Annotated in this window: 25 protein-coding genes and 2 tRNA genes; 14 read left to right on the forward strand and 13 right to left on the reverse strand. The window is 66.9% G+C overall.

The window, feature by feature from the left end:
* Window positions 1-292 precede the first annotated feature (292 nt).
* The 3 genes from NO998_RS01950 to NO998_RS01960 all read right to left on the reverse strand — a co-directional run bounded on the left by NO998_RS01950 (window position 293) and on the right by NO998_RS01960 (window position 2,812).
* Window positions 293-1,927 (reverse strand): DUF7845 domain-containing protein, encoded by a 1,635-nt coding sequence (locus NO998_RS01950; protein ID WP_267645326.1) that lies wholly within the window; start codon window positions 1,925-1,927, stop codon window positions 293-295.
* Window positions 1,928-2,020: 93 nt separating this feature from the next.
* A tRNA-Thr gene (locus tag NO998_RS01955) sits at window positions 2,021-2,092 on the reverse strand.
* 54 nt (window positions 2,093-2,146) lie between these two features.
* Complete coding sequence (locus tag NO998_RS01960; RefSeq protein WP_267645327.1) at window positions 2,147-2,812, reverse strand: DUF7114 family protein; 666 nt, start codon at window positions 2,810-2,812, stop codon at window positions 2,147-2,149.
* A gap of 145 nt (window positions 2,813-2,957) precedes the next feature.
* Between NO998_RS01960 and NO998_RS01965 the strand changes: the two genes are divergently transcribed.
* Complete coding sequence (locus tag NO998_RS01965) at window positions 2,958-3,677, forward strand: thioredoxin-like domain-containing protein (protein ID WP_267645328.1); 720 nt, start codon at window positions 2,958-2,960, stop codon at window positions 3,675-3,677.
* A gap of 29 nt (window positions 3,678-3,706) precedes the next feature.
* Here NO998_RS01965 and NO998_RS01970 read toward each other — a convergent pair whose 3' ends face one another.
* Window positions 3,707-4,540, reverse strand: a complete 834-nt coding sequence (locus tag NO998_RS01970) for an NAD+ synthase (RefSeq protein ID WP_267645329.1) — start codon at window positions 4,538-4,540, stop codon at window positions 3,707-3,709.
* A 148-nt stretch (window positions 4,541-4,688) separates the two neighbouring features.
* On the opposite strand from NO998_RS01970, the gene NO998_RS01975 reads away from it, so the two are divergent.
* Window positions 4,689-4,759 (forward strand) — tRNA-Gly (locus tag NO998_RS01975).
* 171 nt (window positions 4,760-4,930) lie between these two features.
* Entirely contained in the window at window positions 4,931-6,187 is a 1,257-nt protein-coding gene (locus NO998_RS01980) for an RNA-guided endonuclease InsQ/TnpB family protein (protein ID WP_267645331.1), read from the forward strand.
* A 735-nt stretch (window positions 6,188-6,922) separates the two neighbouring features.
* Here the strand turns inward: NO998_RS01980 and NO998_RS01985 are convergent.
* A complete protein-coding gene (locus tag NO998_RS01985) occupies window positions 6,923-7,096 on the reverse strand; it encodes a hypothetical protein (protein ID WP_267645332.1) in 174 nt (57 codons plus the stop codon).
* A gap of 53 nt (window positions 7,097-7,149) precedes the next feature.
* Here NO998_RS01985 and NO998_RS01990 point away from each other — a divergent pair, with 53 nt between their 5' ends.
* Window positions 7,150-7,479 carry a DsrE family protein gene (locus NO998_RS01990; RefSeq protein WP_267645334.1) on the forward strand — a complete coding sequence of 110 codons (330 nt, stop codon included), beginning with the start codon at window positions 7,150-7,152 and terminating at the stop codon, window positions 7,477-7,479.
* A gap of 28 nt (window positions 7,480-7,507) precedes the next feature.
* Here the strand turns inward: NO998_RS01990 and NO998_RS01995 are convergent, their stop codons facing one another.
* Window positions 7,508-7,720 carry a hypothetical protein gene (locus NO998_RS01995; protein ID WP_267645336.1) on the reverse strand — a complete coding sequence of 71 codons (213 nt, stop codon included), beginning with the start codon at window positions 7,718-7,720 and terminating at the stop codon, window positions 7,508-7,510.
* Between the two features lie 7 nt (window positions 7,721-7,727).
* Window positions 7,728-8,633, reverse strand: coding sequence for an acyltransferase (locus NO998_RS02000; protein WP_267645337.1), 906 nt, complete (start codon window positions 8,631-8,633; stop codon window positions 7,728-7,730).
* Window positions 8,634-8,743: 110 nt separating this feature from the next.
* On the opposite strand from NO998_RS02000, the gene NO998_RS02005 reads away from it, so the two are divergent.
* Window positions 8,744-8,947, forward strand: a complete 204-nt coding sequence (locus NO998_RS02005) for a heavy-metal-associated domain-containing protein (RefSeq protein WP_267645338.1) — start codon at window positions 8,744-8,746, stop codon at window positions 8,945-8,947.
* A 112-nt stretch (window positions 8,948-9,059) separates the two neighbouring features.
* Here NO998_RS02005 and NO998_RS02010 read toward each other — a convergent pair whose 3' ends face one another.
* On the reverse strand, window positions 9,060-10,544 hold the full coding sequence (locus tag NO998_RS02010) for a heme-binding protein (RefSeq protein WP_267645340.1): 1,485 nt from the start codon (window positions 10,542-10,544) through the stop codon (window positions 9,060-9,062).
* A 154-nt stretch (window positions 10,545-10,698) separates the two neighbouring features.
* Here NO998_RS02010 and NO998_RS02015 point away from each other — a divergent pair, with 154 nt between their 5' ends.
* Together NO998_RS02015 and NO998_RS02020 are read left to right on the forward strand one after the other, a co-directional pair.
* Entirely contained in the window at window positions 10,699-11,223 is a 525-nt protein-coding gene (locus tag NO998_RS02015) for a PadR family transcriptional regulator (protein ID WP_267645342.1), read from the forward strand.
* A gap of 80 nt (window positions 11,224-11,303) precedes the next feature.
* Window positions 11,304-12,167, forward strand: a complete 864-nt coding sequence (locus tag NO998_RS02020) for a ZIP family metal transporter (protein ID WP_267645343.1) — start codon at window positions 11,304-11,306, stop codon at window positions 12,165-12,167.
* Between the two features lie 37 nt (window positions 12,168-12,204).
* Here the strand turns inward: NO998_RS02020 and NO998_RS02025 are convergent, their stop codons facing one another.
* The 4 genes from NO998_RS02025 to pyrH form a co-directional block, all read right to left on the reverse strand.
* Window positions 12,205-14,061 (reverse strand): site-2 protease family protein, encoded by a 1,857-nt coding sequence (locus NO998_RS02025; protein ID WP_267645344.1) that lies wholly within the window; start codon window positions 14,059-14,061, stop codon window positions 12,205-12,207.
* An 88-nt stretch (window positions 14,062-14,149) separates the two neighbouring features.
* Complete coding sequence (locus tag NO998_RS02030) at window positions 14,150-14,470, reverse strand: hypothetical protein (protein ID WP_267645346.1); 321 nt, start codon at window positions 14,468-14,470, stop codon at window positions 14,150-14,152.
* Between the two features lie 57 nt (window positions 14,471-14,527).
* Entirely contained in the window at window positions 14,528-16,225 is a 1,698-nt protein-coding gene (lysS, locus tag NO998_RS02035) for a lysine--tRNA ligase (protein ID WP_267645347.1), read from the reverse strand.
* Window positions 16,218-16,940, reverse strand: a complete 723-nt coding sequence (pyrH, locus tag NO998_RS02040; protein WP_267645348.1) for a UMP kinase — start codon at window positions 16,938-16,940, stop codon at window positions 16,218-16,220. Before pyrH ends, lysS begins: the two co-directional genes overlap by 8 nt.
* Window positions 16,941-17,113: 173 nt before the next feature.
* On the opposite strand from pyrH, the gene NO998_RS02045 reads away from it, so the two are divergent.
* From NO998_RS02045 to NO998_RS02055, 3 genes are all read left to right on the forward strand, one after another.
* A complete protein-coding gene (locus tag NO998_RS02045; protein ID WP_267645349.1) occupies window positions 17,114-17,887 on the forward strand; it encodes a molybdopterin synthase in 774 nt (257 codons plus the stop codon).
* A gap of 257 nt (window positions 17,888-18,144) precedes the next feature.
* Window positions 18,145-18,408, forward strand: coding sequence for a DUF7123 family protein (locus tag NO998_RS02050; RefSeq protein WP_267645350.1), 264 nt, complete (start codon window positions 18,145-18,147; stop codon window positions 18,406-18,408).
* A gap of 127 nt (window positions 18,409-18,535) precedes the next feature.
* Window positions 18,536-19,678 (forward strand): site-2 protease family protein, encoded by a 1,143-nt coding sequence (locus NO998_RS02055; protein ID WP_267645351.1) that lies wholly within the window; start codon window positions 18,536-18,538, stop codon window positions 19,676-19,678.
* An 18-nt stretch (window positions 19,679-19,696) separates the two neighbouring features.
* On the opposite strand, the gene thiL is transcribed toward NO998_RS02055, so the two are convergent.
* Complete coding sequence (gene thiL / locus NO998_RS02060; RefSeq protein WP_267645353.1) at window positions 19,697-20,578, reverse strand: thiamine-phosphate kinase; 882 nt, start codon at window positions 20,576-20,578, stop codon at window positions 19,697-19,699.
* A gap of 87 nt (window positions 20,579-20,665) precedes the next feature.
* Here thiL and NO998_RS02065 point away from each other — a divergent pair, with 87 nt between their 5' ends.
* The 4 genes from NO998_RS02065 (at window position 20,666) to NO998_RS02080 (ending at window position 23,205) form a co-directional block, all read left to right on the forward strand.
* A complete protein-coding gene (locus NO998_RS02065; protein WP_267645354.1) occupies window positions 20,666-21,694 on the forward strand; it encodes a lysylphosphatidylglycerol synthase transmembrane domain-containing protein in 1,029 nt (342 codons plus the stop codon).
* Between the two features lie 68 nt (window positions 21,695-21,762).
* Complete coding sequence (locus NO998_RS02070; protein ID WP_267645355.1) at window positions 21,763-22,218, forward strand: 30S ribosomal protein S19e; 456 nt, start codon at window positions 21,763-21,765, stop codon at window positions 22,216-22,218.
* A 43-nt stretch (window positions 22,219-22,261) separates the two neighbouring features.
* A complete protein-coding gene (locus NO998_RS02075) occupies window positions 22,262-22,615 on the forward strand; it encodes a DNA-binding protein (protein ID WP_267645356.1) in 354 nt (117 codons plus the stop codon).
* On the forward strand, window positions 22,615-23,205 hold the full coding sequence (locus tag NO998_RS02080) for a DUF7411 family protein (protein WP_267645358.1): 591 nt from the start codon (window positions 22,615-22,617) through the stop codon (window positions 23,203-23,205). Before NO998_RS02075 ends, NO998_RS02080 begins: the two co-directional genes overlap by 1 nt.
* Window positions 23,206-23,216 lie beyond the last annotated feature (11 nt).

Genomic DNA, 23,216 nt, shown 5'->3' on the forward strand with positions numbered 1-23,216 from the left:
TCGACCATTCCGATAGGAAACATGATAAAACTCTCGGACAACCCGGATCGTCTACCCGCGTTTCGAGTGGAGGTGGGTGGAAACCGGAGCGGAGTATTTTGATTTCGTGCCCTTAGGCACACCCCTAACGGGAATCAAAACCCCTCGGGTTGAATTCCCGTGAGACGCCAATCAAGCACGACCAAGATCGTCTGTCTCGAGAGCACAAGACCAGCCGCTCAACGGCCTATTACGAGCAGAATTCCCCTCAAAACGAGTGCTCAGATAGTGTTGCCACTCACCAGCCGACTCGCTATCCGGTGTTCAGATATCGCCAGGCGTCCGCGATCCCGCCGTTACGGAACTGAATCTGCGCCGTTCGGAAGCGCTCTTCGGGGAGCCCAGCCTCTTTCCAGATACGGAACCCCTCTTTGATCCCTCGGCGTGTCTGCTTTCCGGGCTCACGGACTCGAAGCTTCATGCGCGCCTCGCGCTGATTCAGAGCGTCGTCGACATCAATTCCGTGGCGTGCCGCCCAGGCGATGAAGACGCTCATCGTCTCTTTCATCCCTTTCTCGGCAGCCCGGATGGCCTTCGCCCCGGTCTCTGCGGCCCGCTTGACGGCTTCCTCTGCCTCCTGCACAGCGTCGTGGACCAGTTCGGCGACGTAGTTCGACCGAAGGCTGACCTTCGCGTACTCGCGGACGACGAGATCGTCGATACCGCGCAGTGCCCGTCTGACGCTCTCAACGTGGCGGCCGTGCTCGTCTGCGATATCCGCCGGCGAAACGACACCGCCGTCGGTCACGAGCGTCCGTAGGCTCTCCCACTGGACCGGACTGAGGCCGTCGGCTAGGTGCCGAATGACGACGCTCTCCTGAGTGCTCTTGATGCGCGTCATGTCCAGCTCGATCGGGTCGGGTCCTCTCTCGGTCGTCTCGACCTCGAAGTACGCGTCCTGAACGAACGGACCGGGCCCTCGCGACGGGGCAACGTCGAGACCAGCATCGGCGAGCACGGACAGGACCGTCTGGTTGAGTTCGCGCTCCAACTGGGCCAACTCTTCGGGGGTAACTCCCAGCTTCCCGTCCCACCGACTGACTTGGTACGACGCACCGACCTTCGGATGGGCGAGAGGCGAGTCGGTGCCCTGATTGAGGGCTTCTCTCGCGTAGTAGTGCTTGACCTCCTTCGGGATCAAGTGATCCGGGAACGCCTCTCGGATACGACGAGGACCGAGTGTGACGGTGTGGTAGTACCCGGGCAGGTTCCGACCGTGATCGTCGTCGTCGTTCTGCACGACCTTCCGGTAGCCTTGCCGGTCGGATTCGAGTAGGTGGCCCATCGACGCTATCGGTCCTTCGCGCGCGTGCACCGGCCCACTGGCGTCCCGATGAACGCGGACGTACCGCTCAGCGTCCTGTATATTGCTGTATTCGTGCGGTTCCTCGAAGTAGTCGGCTCGGATACCGACCGCCAACGCAGCCGACTGAAGGAGCGGCAGATAACGGTGGAAGTCGATGTTCGACCCCTGAATCTTCACGTTGACCGCCTCGTGAATCCCGTCCGGGACCGAGTACTCGGAAACCGACCCGTCACGTTTCTCGACCTTCATCCCCTGCCACCGGGGCGTGATATGGACGTTGAAGCTCTGCTCTCCGACCGGGTCCTCCTCCCCGTGCCGGCCGACCTTCAACCGGAACTCGCGCATCTCGTCGAGGCGCCACTCCGTGCCGGTCGGAAGCCGGGGGCCGGGGTGAACGACGTTGCCCTCCTGGTAGTACAGCGTGACCGTCCACCGCTCGCCCCGGTCGTGGAATTCGGCACGCTGGCTGCCGCCACCGGCCTTCACTCGCGAGTCAGCAGCGAAGAACGGAGCCAACCCCTTCGCGTCGAAGAGGTAGTTCGCCGCGAACTCGTGGGGCGCCGGCTTGACGTAGCCGGTCACGCGCACCACCTCGCAGGTCGCGCGCGGACCAATTGATTGGCGGTATTCCCGTGTCTACGGAAGGTAAAAACGGGATGTGAAGGAAACGCTTCAAGCCTAGGCCGGGATTTGAACCCGGGCTCTCGTCCTTACCAAGGACGCGCTTTACCGCTAAGCTACCCAGGCGCGCATGCCTCTTTACTGCGGATTCGTCTTTAGGGGTTTCGATTCGCTACGGGGTTAGTGATCCGTTCCCGTGCCTCGTGCTGCCGGTTCGACGCTGTCGTCGGCGAACCGCGAGAGCCGGTCGATCGTTGGCTGCGTGAGCAGCTCCGTCGCCGGCGGGAGCGCACCCTCGTAGGAGTGTGCGAGGTCGGCCACGAACGCCAGCAGCCCCTCGGAGGCCGTCTCGTCGGCGGCGGCGACGCCGGCGACGGTCGCGAGTTCGAACACGTCGGCCTCGAGATTCCGGTCGATGTCGGCGGGGTCCTCGGCGGTCTCGCGGGCGGTCTGGTCTCTCCCGAAGGTCCGAACCGTCTCGACGGCGCGCTCGGCGGCCCGCGTGCGGGCCAGCAGCGAGAACCCACGCGAGACGAGCACGTCGGCGGCTACGACCGCGAGGTCCGCCTCAATGTCGCTATCGGGGTCGCTCGCCCACGGCTCCTCGTGAGCCAACTGGCGGGTGAGTGAGAGTCCCTCGTAGATGAGTTGGACGCCGGCGGCGAGTTCGCCGAGCGTCCGCACGTCGATCCGTCCGTCGAACGCGCGGGCGCTCGACAGTGTCAGCGCGCCGGGAGCCATCGACGCCGTCGCCAGCCGCTCGTCGAGTGTCTCGCGGAGGGGCTCCGGCTCGATCTCCCCCAGTGCGTCCCGGGCCGAACGGCGGGCCACGGCGGCATCGTCCATCGTGTTGGATACAGCCGGGGCGGAGCCAAAGGCCTTTGGAAAGCCCCCGAGAGCGCCACGAACGCCGGTCACGTTCCGACGCGCGCTCGTGTCGGCCGACCGTCCGATAGCGAAGGGTTATGGGCGACCGGAGCCGACCCACCGTATGGTCGAGTGTGAGTACTGCGGGGCGGCCTTCGACGACGAGGAGGCCCACCTCGAACACCTCGGCGCGGAACACGCCGGGGAGCTCGGGCCGATAGACGAACGACGCGTCGCCGCCGCAACCGAAGGGGAGAGCGACGGGGTCCCGGTCGCCGGCCTGCTTTCGGGAGTCGCGGCACTGGTGGTGCTGGTCGTCGCGATCTGGTTTTTCTTCCTGAGCGGCAGCGGGAGCGCCGGCGAACAGGCGACCGGCCTCGAGGACGACCCGCTGAACGAGCGCGGCGACGACGAGTGGATCTCGCAGGTCGAGACCTTCGAGGACAACGGCCGCCAGCACGTCGCCCGCGGCGAGACGAACTACGAGCGCATCCCGCCGCTCTCGGGTGACCACTGGGGCGGCGCGATCAGCGCCGGGTTCTACGAGGAGATGCCCGAACTCCCGCCGCTCGTTCACTCGCTCGAACACGGTGCGGTCGTGATCTACTACGACGAGGCGAACCTGACCGACGAGAGCGAGGCCAGCCTCCGTGCGTGGGCCGGCCAGAAGGACGGCCGCTGGCAGAGCATCATCGTCGCCCCTAACCCCAACGAGGACCCGCGCGGTGACTACGTCCTGACCGCGTGGACCCACCAACTCGTGCTGGAGGACTACGACGCCGAGGCGGTGTACGCGTTCGCGTCGGAGTACCTCGGCCGCGGCCCGGAGAACCCGGTCCGGTAGGCCGCCGCTCTTTCTCGCCGCGACTGGCGTTACTCCCTGACCGAGAGCCCCGGCACCGGCGGCATCGAGCGCTTGTGGGCGCTGCCCTCGACCAGTTCGACCACGCGGTCGACGTGGTCCTCGGTGATGCCGTCGACGTACCGGATCGTCGCGGCCTTCGACAGCGGGCCGTCGACGTGGAGCGCGAGCACGGCGTCGAGGTGGTCGTAGTTCAGCCCCATCTCCTCCTCGTCGGTCTGGTCTTCCCACATTTCGGCGGTCGGGGTCTGCATCACCAGTTCGTGGGGGACGCCGACGTGGGCGGCGAGCTGTCGGACCTGCTGTTTGTAGAGGTCGCCGATGGGGTTGCAGTCGACGGCCTGATCGCCGTACTTCGTGAAGTACCCCGTCATCGCCTCGCTGCGGTTCCCGGTCCCGAGGACGATCCGGTTCTCGGTGTTGGCGACGTAGTAGTTGAGCACGCCCCGCGTGCGCACTCGGACGTTGCCCGCGGCGGTCGTGTCCTCAACGCCCTCGGGGAACGCCTTGTCGAACTGTTCGGCGATGGGTTCGATCTCGATCAGGTCGTAGGTGATCCCCAACGACTCCGCGACGGCTTCGGCGTCGCTCATCAGGTCGTCGTCGCTCACCCGTGCGGGCATCGTGAGCCCGTGGAGCCCCTCCTCGCCCAGCGCTTCCACGGCGAGGTAGGCGGTCAACGTCGAGTCGATCCCGCCCGAGAGGCCCAGCACGGCCCCCTCGGCGCCGGCGGCGTCGACGGTCTCGCGGATGAACGAGACGATCTCCTCACGGACGGTTTCGAGTTCCCCCTCCGAGAAGCGGATGTCGAGCGGTGCGTTCTCCGTCAGCACGTCTTCGGGCATGTCCAACGGTTCTGTCGCGGGAGGCAAATAGGCACTCCCCAATCCACGGACATGGACGCGTGTCCGGTTCCGGCGCCGTCGACGCAGCCGGGGTGGTTGATTCCGAAACCGACTTACCGGAGGCTGGCGTCAGTCAGGACGCAGGCACGCGCCGTTGGTCCAGTGGTAGGACAGTAGCTTCCCAAGCTACCGGCCCGGGTTCGATTCCCGGACGGCGCACTTTTTGCCTTCTCTCGCACTCCCACCTTCGGGGCCCCGACCACGGGTTTTCGCACAAGTGAAACTCCCACTTATTCGGTAATGCGGAGTCTTCCCTCCTAAATTACTGAGTGAGTAGGCAGCAGTACGTTCGGGCAGAAACCTAAGTAGCAACACGCACCCAATGAGACTGTGGCAGACGACTACGTGCGTCGGACAGCAATCACTCGCCTCCAACTGACGGGCGAGCAGTGCGAGTCCCTCGAAGAGACTATTTCCAACTGGAAGCGGGGTTGCCAAATCGCCACGGACATGGCGTGGGGTAAGTGCAACGCGAAAAGCGATGTACAGCCCCTCGCCTACGACGACGTACGCGACAAAACCGACCTCGGTAGTCAGCACGCGGTTCTCGCTACTCACCAGGCTGCACAAGCCATCACCGGCTGTCTCGAACGCCAATCCAAAGGTAAGGAGGTCAGTAAGCCGACGTTCACCGCACCGACGGTGAAGTACGACACCCGGACGATGACGCTGTTTGACGACGACACTGTGTCGCTCTCCACAACGGGGAGTCGCGTCCGATGCGATCTCGCTCTGTCCGATTCCGACGATGGGTACCAACGGCAGTACTTCGACTCTGATGAATGGGGTGTCACGGAAAGTACGCTCACCGCCCGTGACGGCGATTACTTCCTGCACATCGGCTTCCGCCGGCCTAAGAACGATACTGAGCGGAACACCGCCGAGGACGGAACGGTTCTCGGGGTTGACCTCGGTATAGACAATCTCGCTGTCACCAGTACGGCCTCCTTCTTCAGCGGACGGGAGTTAACCCACAACCTTCGTGAGTTCGAGAAGGTACGTGCGGGACTCCAACAGACCGGAACACGAAGCGCCCACCGAACGCTTGAACAGTCGAGTGGCCGTGAACTCCGCTACGTTCGCGATGTGCTACACCGAGCGTCGAACGCCATCGTTGCGGAAGCTTTCCGATTCGAATGCGACGTGATAGCGTTCGAGGACCTAACCCACATCCGCGACAGCACGGGAGCGTCGTGGGGGCACAAGTGGGCGTTCCGAACGCTGTACGAGCAAGTAGAGTACAAAGCCGAAGCGGAAGGTATCTTGGTGAAGCAAGTTGGATCAGCGTACACGTCGAAGCGGTGCGCCGAGTGCGGATTCACGGCGGATGAGAATCGTCCGTCTCGAGATGACTTTCGGTGTGTAGAGTGCGAATCGGAAGCGAATGCGGACTACAACGCGGCAAAGAATATCGGTATGCGGTATGTCCGTCAGGGCCAACAGTCGTCTCGACGGACGGGCAACAGTCAGCTTGCCCTAAAGTCTGGAACGGTGACGCCGAGCGGCGGATTTACCGCCCACCCGAACGGGTTCGAAGCTGAGTTCATGGACAAGCCCCATCCTCCAAAAGCGAACCCGTCAGGGTGAGCGAAGTAGGATGGGGTAGTTGATTTCCCGGACGGCTCATGGTCTTCACTTCTCAGTAATCCGGAGTCACTGCTGCCCACTCCTTGCGTTTGCTCTCCAGGCGACTTGACGTTCGCAGAGATTTTGCCGCCGACAGTCGGATAGCTGACAGCACGCAGTAGAAACACAGAATCGGTTCTGAAAAGCCCAAACCCGCAGACTGAAACCGATTATGAAGATATCTGCCCCCTGTTTCGGGTCTGTGGCGCCATCATAATCGGTCCAAATCCCCGCAAGTACCCCCTGTATTGTGGAGAAAAACTGAGTATGACTCGGCGCCGTCGCACCCCCGAATCGGTTGAAAACGTCGGCTAAAAGCGTTCTCGCCCCGTCGACGCCGTCACCGTCGAGACCGAAGCGGGCTTCTAGTGGGGTAGAGACTCTCCATAATCGGTTTCCCTCTTGCGATTAGTCGGTTCGGATACTCCATCGGTGTCTCTACGAAACCACCGAATTTGGCGGTTTTGACCATCGACGACCTGATCGACGCCGTCGACAGCGATGCGGTGAGCAAAATCAGTCATACTCGATTCCCCGTATTCCACAGGGACACCCCTTGCGGGGGCCGAATCCGATTATGAAACCCGCGAGCCGACCAGGGACTAGCCGCTGAGGTGATATCGAGGGGAATTCTGAGTATGACTCGCACTTGTGAGCATACACGCCAGTCCCGGTGGCGGCCCTCGCCGAACAGGTTTAGCGAGCGACTCCCACCTGAAGCCGGTCGGCGGCCGCGCAGAACGAGTCACCGAACCCACCGTTTTCGAGGTTCGCGGGTGTCGTTGACCCCGTCCTCAGGGCGCACCTCATCCTCTGGATCGACCGATCGATGCGGACTGGGGGTTCCTGGATGGCTTCGTCGATCGCCATTACCGACGCTTTACACCGAATACACGAAGGTGCCCCATTGCGTACTCGCTTTCGTGCACACTGTTTTCCACGTCTCGGGCGTCGACGCCTACCGCACCGCCGAGGCGAAAGTACGGAACCTCCTCGACGACGAAACAGTCGATATCGAGGCCGTTGCGGTCGTCGTCGACCGACCGACGGTCATCGACGCCGCAGCGATGGACTGCCGAGCGACGACCGACGTGCTGGTCGAGATGGGCGCAACTGTCAAACTCTGCTCGAACGCTGCACGGGGCGCCGAGGCTGGCGAGAGTGACTTCGGCGAGGGCGTCGAGTTCGTCTCGTCGGGAGTCGGCGAACTGACGCGGCTGCAGGATGCTGGCTGGGCGTATATCCGGCTGTAGCACCGAAACCGACAACGGGTCGAACGATTCAGCCCGTGTCCTGCGGGTCGAAGAAGTAGTAGGCGGCAGCCATCAAGGTCCCCATCACCACCGCGTCGGTAATCGTCGACTCGTTCGTCAACGCGCCAAACGCGAGGACGGCGAGAGCCGACACGAAGCCAACGCGAACGGCGAATCCGGAACGGGAGCCGCTTTGCCCCCGGCCCTTGATCCACCGGTACGCTCGTCGGAGGCTGTTCATGGCGGATTTACTGCGCGTCCGGCGGCTGCAGGTCGCGCTGGAACTCGTCGAACACGTCCAAATCGCCGGATAGCTCGTAGTCGATCCGTCGCTCCTCCTTGTTCCGCGCCAAGCGGTCCTCCATCGGCGCCGCCACCGACTCCCAGCCCGGCTTGACCCGCACCGATTTGGCGGGCTGGCCGACCGCGACGTGGTGGGCCGGCACGTCGCCGTCGACGATGGCCTTGGCGCCGACGACGGAGTTCTCGCCGAGCTTCGAGCCCGCGCGGACCAGCGTGTCGTAGGTCAGGCGAACGTCGTCCTCGATGATCGTCCGGTAGTTCACGACCTCGGTCTGGTCGACGATGTCGTGGTCGTGGCTCAGGACCTGCGCGGAGTCCGAAATCGAGACCCGGTCGCCGATCTCCAGCGCGCCGCGGTCGTCGAGGTGGACGTCGTCGTGGACGACGACGTTGTCGCCGACGCTGATGTTGTGGCCGTAGGTGAAGCTGATCCCCTTGAAGAAGCGGCAGTTCTCCCCCACCTCGTCGAAGAGGTGTTCGGCGAGCATCTGGCGGAAGCGCAGCGCGAAGGCGACGTTGTCGGCCATCGGCGTGTCGTCGAACTGCCGCCAGAGCCACTGGAGATGCTTCGAGCGCTGGAAGCGGTCCTCGTCCTTCTCGGCGTAGTACTCCGACTCCAGTGTGGCGTTACAGGGGTCGTACCCCTGCAGGCGGACGCGTTCGGCCGGGCTCACGTCGCCGCCGTCCTGCCAGCGTTCGTAGGCCTCGCGGTCGCCGAACAGGTCGACGAGGGTGTCCTGTACCACGTCGCAGGTCTCCTCCTCGGAAGCGAGCCGCTCGTCGACCTCCTCGATGAAGGCGTCAACCCCTGCCTCGGCGTCCGGCGGGAGCGAGGCGTGGCGTTTGGTCATAGTGGACGGTGGATTGGCGCGGGCATATGGGTTCGGGTGTTCACACGTCGTGCAACACCTCCCCGCGGTCGGGTCGCATCTATTTGGCACTCGCGGGTGTTGCTGGGCCAATGGCCACGTACGAACTGCGGGTCACGGGCATGACCTGTGGGAGCTGTGAGTCCATCATCGAACAGCGCGTCGGCGGCCTCGACGGCGTCGAGTCGGTCGATGCCGACGCCGGCACCGAGTCGGTCGTCGTCGACGGTGAGCCGGGGCTCGAGAAGACTATCGCCAACCGCATCGAGAACACCGGCTACGACGTCGTCGACTGACCGCAAACGCGTTTTTCGACGCCACAGCAGTGCCGAGCGACGCCGCGGTTTCGGCGTCGGCGACGACGCCGGTCGTTCAGAAAACGATGGACGTGTTCGCGCGGTACTGTGTCTACGCCAGGAAGACGTGTCGCGGCCGGTCGGCGAGCACGTCACGCCCCCACTGGACCGTGTTGCGGAACGCGTCCGAGCGGAAGAACGCCATCGCGTCCTCGCGGGCCCGCCACTGGCTCGCGATGAACATGTCGTTCTCGTCCTCGCGGTTGACCATCAGGTCGGTCTCCTGGTGGCCGTCCATGTCCTCCAGCAGGCCGCCGACGGTGTCGAACTTCTCGACGAAGTCCTCGCGTGAGTCGGGCTTGACGGTGTAGAACATCCCCATCGTCCCGAAGCCGGACTCCTCGCCCGCACGAGAGACGACGCCCGGCAGGTCCGAGAGGAACCCTGCGGCCGTCTCGGCGGCGCTGGCGGTGTCCCAAATGCTCACGACCGCGACGCGGTCGGTGTAGGAGCCCTCGTAGACGGCGGTCTTGACGTGGGTATCGTAGTGCTCGAAGTTCCCGCGGAGGCCGTCGACCTCCTCGCTGATCTCCTCGGGGTCGGCCTCGCTGTAGAGCACCGTCGCGTAGACGTCCTCGCCGTGGGGCTGGCCGGCGTAGATGTCGAGGTCCTCCAGCGCGCCACGGATGTCGTCTTCGTCCTCCTCGTCCTCGGCGTCGCCGTCGTCGTGGTGGCTCTCACCATCGTGGTGAGCGTCGCCACCTTCGCCGTGGTGGTGGCCCTCGCTCTCGCCGTGGTGGTGACCACCCTCCTCCCCGGTCGGGACCGTCTCGCCGTTGAGGTACGCTCCCAGATCCGTCGGCGGGAAGCGTCGGCCGATGAAGAAGGAGCCGAACTCGCCGTACTTCGAGGTCGCGTCGTCGAAACGGAGTTCGTAGACGATGTCCTTGATGTCGACGGCGTCGCCGGCGAACAGCGTCACGCCCCACTCGAAGTCGTCGAAGCCGAGCGAGGAGGAGATGATCTGGTCGACCTTCCCGCCCCACTTGCGGGCGGTCTGGCCGTGGCCCTTCATCAGGTCGGCGCGCTCGTCGAAGGGGAGGTCGTACCAGTTGACCTCCTCGCCGCGGCGCTTGTCCATCGGGTAGAAGCAGACGTACTCGTCGTCGGGGATCTCCGGCTTGATCTTCCCCTCGATGTACTGCTTGAGCCCCTCGTCGACCTCCTCCTCGTCCTCGGCGAAGTAGGCGTCGGAGACGTAGCCCGATACTTCCGTCACGGAGACGTAGGAGGTCGCCTGTTCGGTCACCGCCCCGAGTGGTGTCCGCTCGAACTGCCGTTCGGCCGTCGAGAGGTGATCGAGGGTCGGTCGCAGGTGCATGATCAGCAGGTCGGCCTTGTCGCCGACGACGCTGAACACCGCGGAGGTCCCCTCGTCGGCGTCGACGACGGCCTCGTGGTCCTGCAGGTACTCCACGCCCTCCGAGATCGCCCGCTCGCGCTCCCGTTCGGGGGCGTCGCGCCAGGCGTCCCAGTCGACGTTCCGGAAGTCGTGGAGGACGAACCATCCCTCGTCGGTCTGCGGCGGCTCGGTCATACGTTCAGTTCGGGACCCGGGGGGCTTGGGCGTTGCGTGTCGAGTCGCTCGCCGCTCCCCCCGCCGCCGCCGCCAACGACCCCGATTCTCGCATTCTCAGCCCGTTTCAGCGGGACCGAAACCCTTTCGGAGAGTCCCCCCCGTACGCTGTACGATGCGGAAGAGCGGCCCACCGAAAGGCCTCATCTCGTACATCGTGCTCGAACTCCTGGAGGAGAAACCGCGCTACGGCTACGAGATCCTCAAAGAGATCGGCGACATCAGCGGCGGCCACTGGGAGCCCTCCTACGGATCGGTCTACCCGATCCTCTACAAGTTCGAGGACAACGGCTGGGCCCAGCGGATCGAACGCGAGGACGAGCCCGACCGGAAGTACTTCGAACTGACTCCCGACGGCGAGGAGGAACTCGCCGAGAAGCGCGTCGAGACCGGCGGCAAGGCCCGGGAGTTCGCCGACGTGATCCTCGGGTTCTACCACGTCTACGTCGCTTTCGCCACCGACGACCGCTTCGAGGTCCGCCAGCCCGATTCGGCCTGGCGCTTCGACGAGCAGTTCTCGGCGTGGATCTGTGAGCAGGTGGTCCGCCACCACGAGTACTACTTCGACGACTTCGAGCGCATCGAGGACACCCCCGAAGAGTTCTACGAGCGGATGGGTGTCGACCGGGACGACGAGTGACCCGTCGCCCTCAGTCGAGGTAGAGTAATGTACCTCGTTCTCGAACGAGTGACGGTGTACCGGCGACGACGGAGGGAGCTGTGAGCGTCCAGTCGACGTTCGTCGACGTCGTCGGGACCGATCCGGTCGTTCAGGGGTTGGCCGGCGGGCTGTTCATCGCGTTGCTCAACGCCCTCGGCGCCGCCATCGTACTGGTCTGGCGGAACCCGACCCGGAAGTGGCTCGACGGCTCGCTCGGCTTCGCGGCCGGCGTGATGGTGTCTGCGAGCTACACCAGCCTGCTCATCCCCGGGATCGAGTTCGCCGCGGACGCAGACTACCGAGCCGTCGGACTCGGCCCGGTCGAACTGTCGGGGATCACGCCCGTGATAATCGGTTTCGCCCTCGGCGTGCTGTTGCTCGACAGCGGCGACCGCTGGGCGCACTACCTGGGCTTCCTCGTCAGCTCCCGGCTGACGGGGGGTGGCTCCGACGACGACTCGCCCGAAAACGAGGCCCGGCTCATGTCGGTCCTCCTGTTCACCTTGGCGATCACCATCCACAACATGCCCGAGGCGCTCGCCGTCGGCGTCGGCTTCGGCGGCGGCGACGTGGCCGAGGGGCTCTCGCTGATGATCGCCATCGGGATCCAGAACATCCCCGAAGGGCTCGCTGTCTCGGTCGCGGCGATCAACGCCGGCCTCGGCCGCCGGTGGTACGCCACCATCGCCGGCATCCGTGCCGGACTCGTCGAGGTCCCGCTCGCACTCCTTGGAGCGTGGGCCGTCGTCGTCGCCGCGCCGCTGCTGCCCTACGCGATGGGGTTCGCCGCTGGCGGAATGCTCTACGTCATCGTCGACGACATCGTTCCGTCGACGCAGGAGCACGGTAACGAGCGGGTCGCCTCGCTCGGCCTGATGGTCGGCGCCGCCGTGATGCTCACGCTCGACGTGGTGCTCGGTTGAGACGGACGGGCGGGAGGCTACCGAGGTCCCGCCCCGATCAGTTGAGGTACTGCGGGCCGAACACGACCAGCAGCAGGCAGGCGAGCATCGCCAGCCCCACGCTGGTGGTCACCGCCCGAGTGGCGGTGTGTTTGTCCTCGATGGGGAGCCGGGAGACGACGGCCTCGACGCTGGCCCGGAGGATGCGCCCGCCGTCGAGCGGGTACGCCGGGATGCAGTTGAAGATAGCGAGGTTGAGGTTGATCCAGCCGGTCCAAAAGAGGAGGTTCGCCAGCAGGAACACCCCGCCACCGAGCGGTTCGAGCGGCCCGGCGATCTCGTAGAAGCCGCGGTTGATCCCGACGAAGCCGGCGAAGTTGTAGCCGGCACCGCCGACGGCGCCGATGAACGGCAGGAGCAACACGACCAACACCAGCGCGAGCGCCGATCCGGCCCCGATACCCATGCTGCCATCGCCGCTCAGCAGCGACAGGAAGCCGGCGGCCGGGTAGTAATCCACGCCGAGGCTACTGGCGCCGATGCCGCCGTAGCCCGACAGCGGCGAGATGCCGAGGTAGCCACCCGACTCGCCCTCGCGGTAGTCCGCGGCGAGCGTGACGGTCGCCGTCCGGCGTTCCCCGTCGACGACGGCGACGACTTCGACTGACGTGCCCGCTGCCTTCCCGTCGAGCGCCGCGGTCACGTCGGCCGGGGTCAGCGTCCGCTGGCCGTCGATGCTGAGCACGGTGAACGGCTCACGGCCGGGGAAGCCCGCCGAGTAGTTCAGCGGGTGGTCGGCGGGGTCGGAGGCGCCGGCTGTCGTGTTCGGCGTGCTGGCGAGTGCGAGTACGCCCATCGGCGCCGTCGTCGTCTCGCCGTCGTCAGTCGTGACGGCGACGGTCGTGCGGTCGCCGATGGCTTCTCGGAGGCCCTGTTCGGTGCGGACCTCGGTGCCGTTGATGGCGGTGACGGTGTCGTTCACGTCGACGCCGGCAGCGCCTTCGCGGTCGAACGGCGATCCGCCCGCGAGTCTGGTCACGAGCAACGAGCGTTCGACGGTCGTCTCGGTGCCGTCGCTCAGCGTGACCTGCACCGAGCCGTCGGTGCTCTCTTCGAGGTAGCTGTCGAGTTCGCCGCCGTCCCCGATCTCCTGGCCGCCGGCCATCACGATCCGGTCACCCGGTTCGATCCCGGCGTCGTCGGCGGCCGACCCCGGCAGCACCCCGCCGATCGGGGCCCCAGCGGCGACGCCGATGGAGCCGACCACCGGCCCCAAGAGCAGCGCGAAGGCGACGATGGTGACGACGTAGTTGTTGGTGACGCCGGCTGCGAACATTCGGGCGCGACCGCCCCGGTCCGCGGTCCGCTGGTCCTCCTCGTCGGGTTCGACGAACGCGCCGATGGGGATGACGGCGAATGTGACGAGCCCCATCGACTCGATGTCGATGTTCTCGACGCGACAGAGCAAGCCGTGGCCGCCCTCGTGGACCACCAGCCCGATCAGCAGGCCGGCGACGATTTCCGGGGCGACCGAGAGCGGGAGGAACTCGTTTACACCGGGGATGACGAGCACGTTCCCCGGCTCGTTCACCGCTGACGGGGCCGGCGGGTTCTCGATGATGCTGCGGCCCTGCTGGAGCAGCATCACGAACATCCCGACCATGATCACCAGCGTGATCCCGAGGCCGACGTTGGTCCACGCGCGCCAGAAGCGCTTGGGGCCGGCGAGCCAGTTCAGGAAGGCCCGCCCGCGCTTGGTGTGGATGGTCGTGATCGGCCCCGAGACGTGGATCGCGTCGGGGAGGTAGCCCTCGGCGTCGAGCCAGTAGGCCGCGAGCGTGTAGGCGAGTGCGCCGACCAACACCCACGTCAGCGGGCCGACGGAGGGAACGACTTGGAGCAGCCCGTCGATCATCTGCTGGAGAGTCCGGCCCGCCCGGGCAAATGCGTTCGGGTCCCGGGGCGTCGACGCCCGAACGGGGGCGGTTCGGCTGCCTTCTCAGTTACCCGAAGCCAGCGACAACGACGAGGTAGAGCAGTGCGATAGCCAGCGCGGCGGCGGGGACGGCTGTTCGGACAACGAGTCGTGGTACGGCGTCGACTCGATCAGCGAGGACGCCACCGGCGAGTGCGCCACCGATACCGGCTGTGAGAACGCTCACTGCCGACAGTGCGAGGGGAACGAACACGTTCCCCACGCCGAGCAGTGGATCGACGCCCGTCGACGGTGGCGGGTAGGCGATAACGAGAGCGATTGCGGCGCCCACGAGCAGCCCGACGGCGCCCCGCTCACGGACTGAACCTGCTTGGGTTCGTCGACTCATGTGAGGGGGGTTCGCGGCCGTGAAAAAAAAAAAACTCTTGTGGGAAAAACGGCCGCCTCAGGCCTCGCGCCGCAGCCGTTCGACGACGAACGACTGGTCCAGTTCGCCGAGGAACTCACCGAGTCGGGGCCCCTGCGTCTTGTCGAAAAAGAGCTTGTAGCCGGCCGCGAACAGGTCGCCGGTGCCCAGGTCGTGGTCCTCCGCCAGTTCGTAGATCGCACCCTGAATCTCCTCGCCGTCGGCACCGCCGGCGACGACATCGGCGAGGTCTTCGAGGGCTGCGGCCTCGGCGTCGGTCAGGTCCACGTCGGGCAGATCGGTCTGGAGCCGGTAGTTGTAGGCGTTGTCACAGCGCTCGGCCCACGCGCGGGCCCGCTCGACGCGAGCGAGTGCGGCCTCGATCGTCGCCTCGTCGGCGTCCTCGGGGATGTGGCCCTCGTTCCGGGCCATCTGGACGCGGAGGTCGCGCTCCTCGACCATCCCCAGTACCGCCGCGAAGGTGTAGGGCAGGCGGATCGGGTCGTCGGGCACCTCGCCCATCACGAACGGGTAGGCGCGCTCGGCGAACCGGGTGAGTTCCTCGTCGTCGACCTCGCCGAAGTAGGCGCGTTCGAAGCGGTCGAAGTCGTCGACCAACTGGTCCAGCCGGGAGACGTCGAAGTCCCGGGCCTTGTTCGGGTCGAGCGCGAAGAAGTACCGCAACACCTCGGGTTCGAGCAGTTCGAGCACCTCGGGGACGGTGACGACGTTCCCCGAAGAGGAGGAGAGCGGCTCGCCGTTGAGCGTGAACCACTCGTAGGTCATCGGGACCGGCGGCTCGATGCCGAGGACGTTCCGGGCGATGTCCTCGCCGGAGGGCCACGAGCCCTCGGCGTGGTCCTTGCCGAACGGCTCGAAGTCGACGCCGAGCAGGTCCCACTGGGCGGGCCACTCGAAGCGCCACGAGAGTTTGCCGTCGCGGAACGTCGCCTCGCCGTGATGGCCACAGCCCTCGATCTCGCGGTCGCCGGCGGTGATCCCCGTGCAGTCGTACTCGACGAGTCCGGCGTCGAGGTCCGATACAGTCACGTCGGTGGTGACGATGCCACACTCCGCACAAACCACACGGAACGGCGAGTACGTCTCGTCCACGGAGTCCTGATACTCCGCCAGCACCTCGCGGGCGGCGTCGACGTTCTCGAGGATCGTCCGGATCTGGGGCTCGAACTCGCCGCTCTCGTACATCTCGGTGTTCGAGAGCACCTCGACGGGCACGTCGACCATCTCGGCGGCGCGGGCGAGCAGGTCCGCGAAGTGTTCGCCGTAGGAGTCGTGGCAGTCGCCGAACGGGTCCGGGATGTCGGTGTAGGGCTTGCCGAGGTTCTTCCCGAGCGCGCCGGCGTCAACGTCCCCCAACTCCACGACGTTCCAGTCGGCGTCGGCGAGCCGTCGGGGAAGCTTCCGCAGCGGGTCGCGGTCGTCGGAGGTGAACACCTGCCGGACCTCGTGGCCCCGCTCGCGGAGCACCTCGCCGACGAAGTAGCCCCGGATGATCTCGTTGAAGTGGCCGAGGTGGGGGATGCCCGAGGGCGAGACGCCGCCCTTGATGACGATCGGTTCCCCGGGGTCGCGGGCCTCGATCTCGTCGGCGACGGCGTCAGCCCAGAAGGCGTGGAACTGGCTGCCGTCGGGGGCTTCGTCGCGCTGGCTCCCGGCGGCGGGCGTCGACGTATCGCCGGCCGCCGACGCCTCCGCGGGTTCGGACTCGCTACTCATGCTGGCTCCAGTAGGTCGGCTCGTCGGTCTCGCCCGTCGGCACCACGTCGGTCCCGGTGTGTTCGCCGTGGAGGACGGCGTCGACGACGGCTTGGGGGTCGGTCCCGTCGAGGACGATCGTCCGCAGCGAGGAGCGCTGGATCAGCTTCGCCGCCAGCAGGTCGACGGGTGCGGAGGCGCCGGCGCCGCGCTCCATCGGTGCGATGACCTCGACCAGCTCGGCGGGGGTGAGTTGGCCGTACTGTTCGGCGTCGTCGTCGGTCTCGGGGTCGGCGCTGTAGACGCCGTCGGCGCTCGTGGCGAACACCAGCAGTTCGGCGTCGACGTACTCCGCAAGCGCGGCGGCGACGGCGTCGGTTGTCTGGCCGGGCGTGATCCCCCCCATGACGGTCGTGTCGCCCCGTCGGATCGCCTCGCCGGCCTCGTCGTAGCTTGTCGCGGGCGTGCGCTGGACGCCGTGGCCCATTGCCGCGATCAGGAGGCGGGCGTTCAGCCGCGTGACGCCGATACCGAGTTCGTCCAACTGGAACTCGTTGGCCGCCAGGTCGCGGGCGGCGCCGATGTACTGTCTCGCGACGGTGCCACCGCCGACGACCGCGCCCAGTTCACAGCCCTCTGCCGATAGTTCGTGGAGGGCGTCGGCGAAGCCTTCGACGCGCTCGGGGTCGAGCCCGGGCGCGAGCACGCTACCCCCGATAGAGACGACGACTCGCATTAGGTGAGGTTGCGGGGGTGGCGCTCTTAAGGCCCGTGGTCACGAGTCCGCCCGAACCCCGAATACCGGGGCGTGCGTACGTACCACACGCTTTCCGCCGTTCCGCGCTGCCCGACCCCGGCCGACGAACCGGCGAGAAAAGGCCTAAGCCAGTCGGCCTCCCCCACACGCGTATGCAGGCTCTCTCCATCGTCGGCCCCGGCGCCATCGCGGTCCGGGACGCGGTCGCCGGCCGCCTCGACGGCCGGGTCGCCACCGTCGCCCGGGCCGAGTCGGTCGAGGTTCCCGACGCCGGTCGCTTCGAACTGGACGACGACGGCGGCTGGACCGGCGTCGGCGACGGCCGCTCGTTCGCCGACCTCCTCGACGCGCTCGCCCCCGAGTACGACTACGCGCTTGTCGCCGACTTCTCCAAACTTCGGCTGCCGACCGTCGTCATCGGCGACGAGGAGGTCCCCGGGGACGTGCTCCGGCGCGTTGACGACGCCACCGACCTCGACCACGAGGCCCTCGCGGCTGAGGTCGAGGCCGTCGACCCCTACGTGACGCTGTCCTCGCTGGTCGCCGAGGCCAAACAGTCCCCGCACGCGGACCGATCGGGCGCCATCGCGACGTTCACCGGCCGCGTGCGGGCGAAGGACGCCGCGGACGACAGCCCCACGAGCCACCTCAAGTTCGAGAAGTACGAGGGCGTCGCCGAACAGCGGATGGCCGACATCGCCGCGGAACTGGAGGAACGCGAGGGGGTCTTCGAGGTGCTGTTCCACCACCGCACCGGCGTCGTCGCCGACGGCGAGGACATCGTGTTCGTCGTCGTGCTCGCCGGCCACCGCCGGGAGGCGTTCCGGACCGTCGAGGACGGGATCGACCGACTCAAAGACGAGGTCCCGCTGTTCAAGAAGGAGACTACCGAGGACGAGGAGTTCTGGGTCCACGACCGCGCGTGACCGCGGCGCGGCTGCACGGCCCCGGTTCGATCCCCCGATCTCGCGGGATCGACGCCGGCGTCAGACGCACGGCCGACGACCTCACAATACGACCTCAAAACGGTTCGTAAAACGTCTAAAAACTTCTGCGGGCTTCGTGAACGGTCCGTTTCACGTGTATTTCTCGCCTCGATCGGGGTGAAACGGTCCGAACTCCGGGGGACGGTCTGGAGTTTATATCCCCCTTCCGGGTGTGGACCTGAGTGAGGAGAACACCAATGAGCGCAACACGGAACCCCTCCACCGACGGCGTGACCGCGACCGACGAGCTCTCGAAAGAGGAGCGACTCACGCGCTACCTGCGTGAGAAGGTCGACGACGGCGAGATGTACTTCAAGTCGAAGTTCATCGCCGACGACGTGGATCTCTCCCCGAAGGAGATCGGTGCGCTGATGGTCAAACTGAGCGACGCCGCCTCGGAACTCGAAGTCGAGAAGTGGTCGTACACGAGCGCGACCACGTGGCGCGTCGAGACCGCGTAACGCCGCGATAACCGATCAGACGCCGCCGGCTGCGCCGCCGACGGTCCCCCGCTGCTGTCGCCCTCCACCGGCCCCCGCCCTCTTCCTGGAGCCAAGCCTTATGCGCGAGCGACGGCAATCGGAACCGATGGCAGACAGATCCGGGTCCGAGGTCCCTCACCCGGAGGCGCTCGATACGTGGTTCCACCTGACCGCCGTCCGCCGGGACGGTGACACCGTCCGGTACCACGGGGACTCACTGGTCCCCCGCTCCCGGTTGGCCGAGGAACTCACCCCCGCCTTCGAGGAGCGGGGCTACGACCTCCGACTCTCGGTCGACGAGGCAGGCAACGACGTGTTGGTCGCCCGGCCGTTCGGAGCGTCGGCGTCCTCGTCGGGGAACCCGGCGGTCAACGTCGCCCTCCTGTTCGCGACGGTCCTCTCGACGCTGTTCGTCGGCGCGACCGTCTGGTACTACGTTCCCCTCTCGGCGATCGCGGAGAACCCCCTCCGGATCCTGGAGGCGTGGCCGTTCACCGCCGCCGTCCTCGGGGTGTTGCTGACCCACGAGATGGGCCACTACGTCGCCGGCCGGTGGCACGGCGTCGACGTGAGCCTCCCCTACGTGATCCCGTTCTACGTGCCCTTCGGGACGATGGGTGCCGTGATCCGGATGCGGAGCCGGGTCCCCGACAGAAAGTCGCTGTTCGACATCGGCGCCGCCGGGCCGCTCGCCGGGCTCGTCGCGACGATCATCGTCACCGCGATCGGTGTCAGCCTCGATCCGATCAGCGTCCCCCAGCGGGTGGTCGAGGGGAGCGGACAGGCGATCGTCTTCCACAACCCGCCGCTGCTCGACCTGATCGCCGGCGCGTTGGGCCAGCAGACGGCCTACACGGACCCGGCGAAGGCCGTCCACCCGGTCGTGATGGGTGGTTGGATCGGGATGTTCTTCACCGTCTTGAACCTCCTGCCGGTCGGTCAACTCGACGGCGGGCACATCACCCGTGCCGTGTTCGGCCCCCGTCAGGAGACGCTGGCGGCGATGGTCCCCGGTGCGCTGTTCGGGATCGCCGGCTACCTCTGGTACGTCCGCGACATGGGGATGGAGAACTCCGTGGCCCTCTGGGTGCTCTGGGGGTTCATCACGCTGTTCGTCTCCTTCGGGGGCGCCGCGGCGCCGGTCGACGAGTCGCCGATCGGCTGGAAGCGGAAGGCGGCGGCCCTCCTGACGTTCGCACTCGGCGCGCTCTGTTTCCTCGCCGTGCCGATCGAGATCGTGACGGTCTGATCGGGCGGTTCTCCGGGTTCAGTTGTCGCCGTGGGTGTAGCCACGATCCGGGAGGGCCTCCCCGCCGGCGGTGACGCCAGCCCCGGTCACGTCGCCGATGGCCGTCGCCGCCGTCCCCGTCGCCTCGACGGCCGCGATGGCGGCCTCGGGGTCGGGCGTCGTGAACACGAGTTCGAAATCCTCGCCGACGTGGGCCGCACACTCCCGCCGATCGGTTTCGTCCTCGGCGACCGCGTCGACGGCGGGGTGGACCGGGAGCCGGTCCCACTCGATCGAGAACCCACAGCCGCTGGCCTCGGCGAGTTGGTGGAGCGAGCGCGCGAGACCGTCGCTCGAGTCCATCATCGCGGAGGCGTGACCCCGCAGCGCCCGACCCGCGGCCACGCGCGGGGTGAACTGGAACAGGTCGTTGCCCGACTCGGCGTCGCCGGTCGCGAACCGACGGAGGCCGGCGGCGGTCCGGCCGAGTTCGCCGGTCACGCAGACCGTCTCGCCCGGCGTCGCGCCGTCACGGTATATCGCCTCGTCGACGCGGCCGACGGCCGTCGTGGCCGTGGTGAACTCCGTGTGTTCGTCGAGGTCGCCGCCGACGTACTCGGCGCCGACCAGTTCACAGACCTCGACTGCGCCGCCGACGAACGCGGAGAGTTCGGCCTCGTCGAACTCGGGGGCGGCGTAGACTGCGACCGCGCAGGTCGCCTCGGCACCCATCGCCGCCAGATCGGAGAGTGAGGCGCCGACGGCGCGCCAGCCGGCGGTTCGGCGGGTCGTGCCGGTCGGGAAGTCGCTCCGCTCGTGGAGCATGTCGGTCGTGACTGCCAGCCCGTCGACGACCGCGGCGTCGTCGCCGGCGGCGGGGAGGGTGGCCGCAAGCGTCGCCAGCGCGCTTCGCTCGTCCATGCAGGGCGGTGGTCGTGCCGGCCGATAAACCCCGGCCGTTCACGGCGCCATCGGAGGGTTGAAACGCCAGCCGGCAGTTCCTCCGCTATGGAAACCGACCAGCTCAAGGCGACTCTGGTTGGCTTCGCCGGGGCGATCGGGGTGCTCGCGCTGTTGCTCTACTTCGTCGGCGTCGAGGACCTCGTGGCGTCGCTCTCGGGGGCCGACCGATCGACCGTCGGGCTGGTGTTGGTCGTCACCGTCGGCTGGCTGTTCGCGTGGGGGATGTCACTCCGGACGGTTCTCGGCGTGCTCGGCGAGGCCGTCTCGCCGATACAGACGTTCCTCGTCTTCGCTGGCGCGACGTTCAACAACAACGTCACGCCGTTCGGGCAGGCCGGCGGTGAGCCCGTGACGGCGCTGCTGATCTCGGAGGTCACCGACACCGAGTACGGCACGGGGCTGGCCGCCATCGCCAGCGTCGACACGCTCAACTTCGTTCCCTCGATCTCGCTCGCGCTGTTGGGCACGGCGTACTTCGCGACCCAGACCACCTTCGGCACCCAGTTGGAGTCGGCGGCAATCGTCGTCGTCGCCATCACGCTGCTCGTCGTCGGCGGATTGGTCGTGCTCTGGCGCAACCACGAGCGCGTCGAGGCGGGCGCCGTCGACGTCTTCTCGCGGCTCGCCCGGTTCGCCGGCGAGCACGTCCCACGGGTGTCCGACCCCGGTCGGGAGGTGATCGAGCGCCGCGTGAGCCACTTCTTCGAGGCGATCGAACGCGTCGCCACCAACCCTCGGGGGCTCGTACTCGCGCTCGGCTTCTCGGCGCTCGGCTGGCTGCTCCAGATGACCGGGCTCTGGCTCGCGTTCCAGGCCATCGGGCACCCGGTGAGCATCCCCGTCGTCCTGTTCGTGGTTCCCATCGGCGCCATCGCGGGGATGACGCCCCTGCCCGGCGGCGCCGGTGGGATCGAGGCGGTGCTCGTCTTCCTGCTCGTGGCCGCGCCGTTGCCCGGCGTCACCGAGTCCATCGCGTTCGCGGCGGTCGTGATCTACCGCGGCGCGGTGTTCTGGGTGCCGGTACTCATCGGCGGCGTCGTGATGGGGACGGTCGGCGCGGGCGCTCGGACCTGACCGGCGTGGAGACGCCGCGGGCAGCCCGATACGATGGGTTTATCCGGAACAGGGGAGAAATCGTCCCTATGGCAACCCTCTACGACGTTCCGGCCGAGGACCTCATCGAGGCCCTCGCTGAGGAGCTTGACGGTCGCATCGAGGAACCCGATTGGGTGGAGTTCACGAAGACTAGCGTCGACCGAGAACTCCCGCCCCAGCAGGACGACTTCTGGTTCGTCCGCGCGGCGAGCCTCCTGCGGAAGGTCGCAGTCCGAGGCCCCGTCGGCGTCGAGCGACTCGCCACGGAGTACGGCGGCTCGAAGCAGGGGACGACGCGCTACCGCGTCGCCGGCAGCGAGCACACCGGCGGCTCGCGAAAGATCATCCGCGTGGCGCTCCAGCAGCTCGAAGAGGAGGGGCTCCTCGAGACCGCGAAAGGCGAGGGCCGACGCGTGACCGACGAGGGCCAGAGCCTGCTCGACACCGTCGCGGGCGAGACGCTCGAGGACCTCGACCGGCCGGAACTGCAGAAGTACGCCTGAAGACGCCGCAACCGTTTTGCGCCGAGAGAAGTAACTACACACCATGAGTGGAGACTCCGAGGAGGACCGACTCGAACAGCTTCGACAGGAGCGACTCGAAGAGCTACAGGACCAGGCCGGCGGCGAGGAGGCCCAACGGCAGGCTGCACAGGAACAGCAGGAGCGAGCGCAGGCCCAGCAGGACGCCCTGCTCAAGCAGTACCTCACCGACGACGCCCGCCAGCGGCTCAACGCCGTCGAGATGAGCAAGCCGGAGTTCGCCCAGACAGTCAAACAGCAGGTGACCGCGCTGGCCCAGAGCGGCCGGATCCAGGGCAAGATCGACGAGGACCGGATGAAGCAGATCCTCCGGGAGCTCAAACCCGAGGAGAAGAGCTTCGACATCCGCCGGCGCTGATGGAGCTGGCGCTCCTCTACAGCGGCGGGAAGGACTCCTCGTTGGCGGCGCTGATCCTCGACCGGTTCTACGACGTGACCCTCGTGACTGCCCACTTCGGCGTCACCGAGGAGTTCGAGAACGCCCGGCAGGCAGCCGACGCCCTCGGCTTCCCCTTCGACACGGTCGAACTCGACCGGGACGTGGCCGATGAGGCCGTCGACCGCATGATCGAGGACGGTTACCCCCGGAACGGCATCCAGCGCGTCCACGAACACGCCCTCGAGGTCGTCGCCGAGCGCGACGTCATCGCCGTCGCCGACGGTACCCGGCGGGACGACCGCGTGCCCACCGTCTCCCGCGCGACCGCCCAGAGCCTCGAAGACCGCCACGGGATCGACTACCTCTCGCCGCTGGCGGGCTTCGGTCGCGGCGCGGTCGACCGGCTAGTCGATCGGGAACTCGACGTGGAGACCGGTCCCAGCGAGCAGATCGCCCGCGCGGACTACGAGGGCGAACTCCGCGCGCTCATCCGCGAGCGCGGCGGCGACGACGCCGTCGAGGCGGTGTTCCCCGAACACGACCAGACGATCGTCCGCGGACTGGCTTAGCGAAAGACAGG

The organism is Halolamina litorea (assembly GCF_026616205.1).
GTDB lineage: Archaea > Halobacteriota > Halobacteria > Halobacteriales > Haloferacaceae > Halolamina > Halolamina litorea.

Coding starts and splice junctions, on each gene's coding strand:
- NO998_RS01960 (WP_267645327.1), bottom strand. CDS start 2,812: ATGGACGATGCCGCCGTGGCCCGCCGTTCGGCCCGGGACGCACTGGGG.
- NO998_RS01965 (WP_267645328.1), top strand. CDS start 2,958: ATGGTCGAGTGTGAGTACTGCGGGGCGGCCTTCGACGACGAGGAGGCC.
- NO998_RS01970 (WP_267645329.1), bottom strand. CDS start 4,540: ATGCCCGAAGACGTGCTGACGGAGAACGCACCGCTCGACATCCGCTTC.
- NO998_RS01985 (WP_267645332.1), bottom strand. CDS start 7,096: ATGGCGATCGACGAAGCCATCCAGGAACCCCCAGTCCGCATCGATCGG.
- NO998_RS01995 (WP_267645336.1), bottom strand. CDS start 7,720: ATGAACAGCCTCCGACGAGCGTACCGGTGGATCAAGGGCCGGGGGCAA.
- NO998_RS02000 (WP_267645337.1), bottom strand. CDS start 8,633: ATGACCAAACGCCACGCCTCGCTCCCGCCGGACGCCGAGGCAGGGGTT.
- NO998_RS02005 (WP_267645338.1), top strand. CDS start 8,744: ATGGCCACGTACGAACTGCGGGTCACGGGCATGACCTGTGGGAGCTGT.
- NO998_RS02010 (WP_267645340.1), bottom strand. CDS start 10,544: ATGACCGAGCCGCCGCAGACCGACGAGGGATGGTTCGTCCTCCACGAC.
- NO998_RS02015 (WP_267645342.1), top strand. CDS start 10,699: ATGCGGAAGAGCGGCCCACCGAAAGGCCTCATCTCGTACATCGTGCTC.
- NO998_RS02025 (WP_267645344.1), bottom strand. CDS start 14,061: ATGATCGACGGGCTGCTCCAAGTCGTTCCCTCCGTCGGCCCGCTGACG.
- NO998_RS02030 (WP_267645346.1), bottom strand. CDS start 14,470: ATGAGTCGACGAACCCAAGCAGGTTCAGTCCGTGAGCGGGGCGCCGTC.
- lysS (WP_267645347.1), bottom strand. CDS start 16,225: ATGAGTAGCGAGTCCGAACCCGCGGAGGCGTCGGCGGCCGGCGATACG.
- pyrH (WP_267645348.1), bottom strand. CDS start 16,940: ATGCGAGTCGTCGTCTCTATCGGGGGTAGCGTGCTCGCGCCCGGGCTC.
- NO998_RS02045 (WP_267645349.1), top strand. CDS start 17,114: ATGCAGGCTCTCTCCATCGTCGGCCCCGGCGCCATCGCGGTCCGGGAC.
- NO998_RS02050 (WP_267645350.1), top strand. CDS start 18,145: ATGAGCGCAACACGGAACCCCTCCACCGACGGCGTGACCGCGACCGAC.
- NO998_RS02055 (WP_267645351.1), top strand. CDS start 18,536: ATGGCAGACAGATCCGGGTCCGAGGTCCCTCACCCGGAGGCGCTCGAT.
- thiL (WP_267645353.1), bottom strand. CDS start 20,578: ATGGACGAGCGAAGCGCGCTGGCGACGCTTGCGGCCACCCTCCCCGCC.
- NO998_RS02065 (WP_267645354.1), top strand. CDS start 20,666: ATGGAAACCGACCAGCTCAAGGCGACTCTGGTTGGCTTCGCCGGGGCG.
- NO998_RS02070 (WP_267645355.1), top strand. CDS start 21,763: ATGGCAACCCTCTACGACGTTCCGGCCGAGGACCTCATCGAGGCCCTC.
- NO998_RS02075 (WP_267645356.1), top strand. CDS start 22,262: ATGAGTGGAGACTCCGAGGAGGACCGACTCGAACAGCTTCGACAGGAG.
- NO998_RS02080 (WP_267645358.1), top strand. CDS start 22,615: ATGGAGCTGGCGCTCCTCTACAGCGGCGGGAAGGACTCCTCGTTGGCG.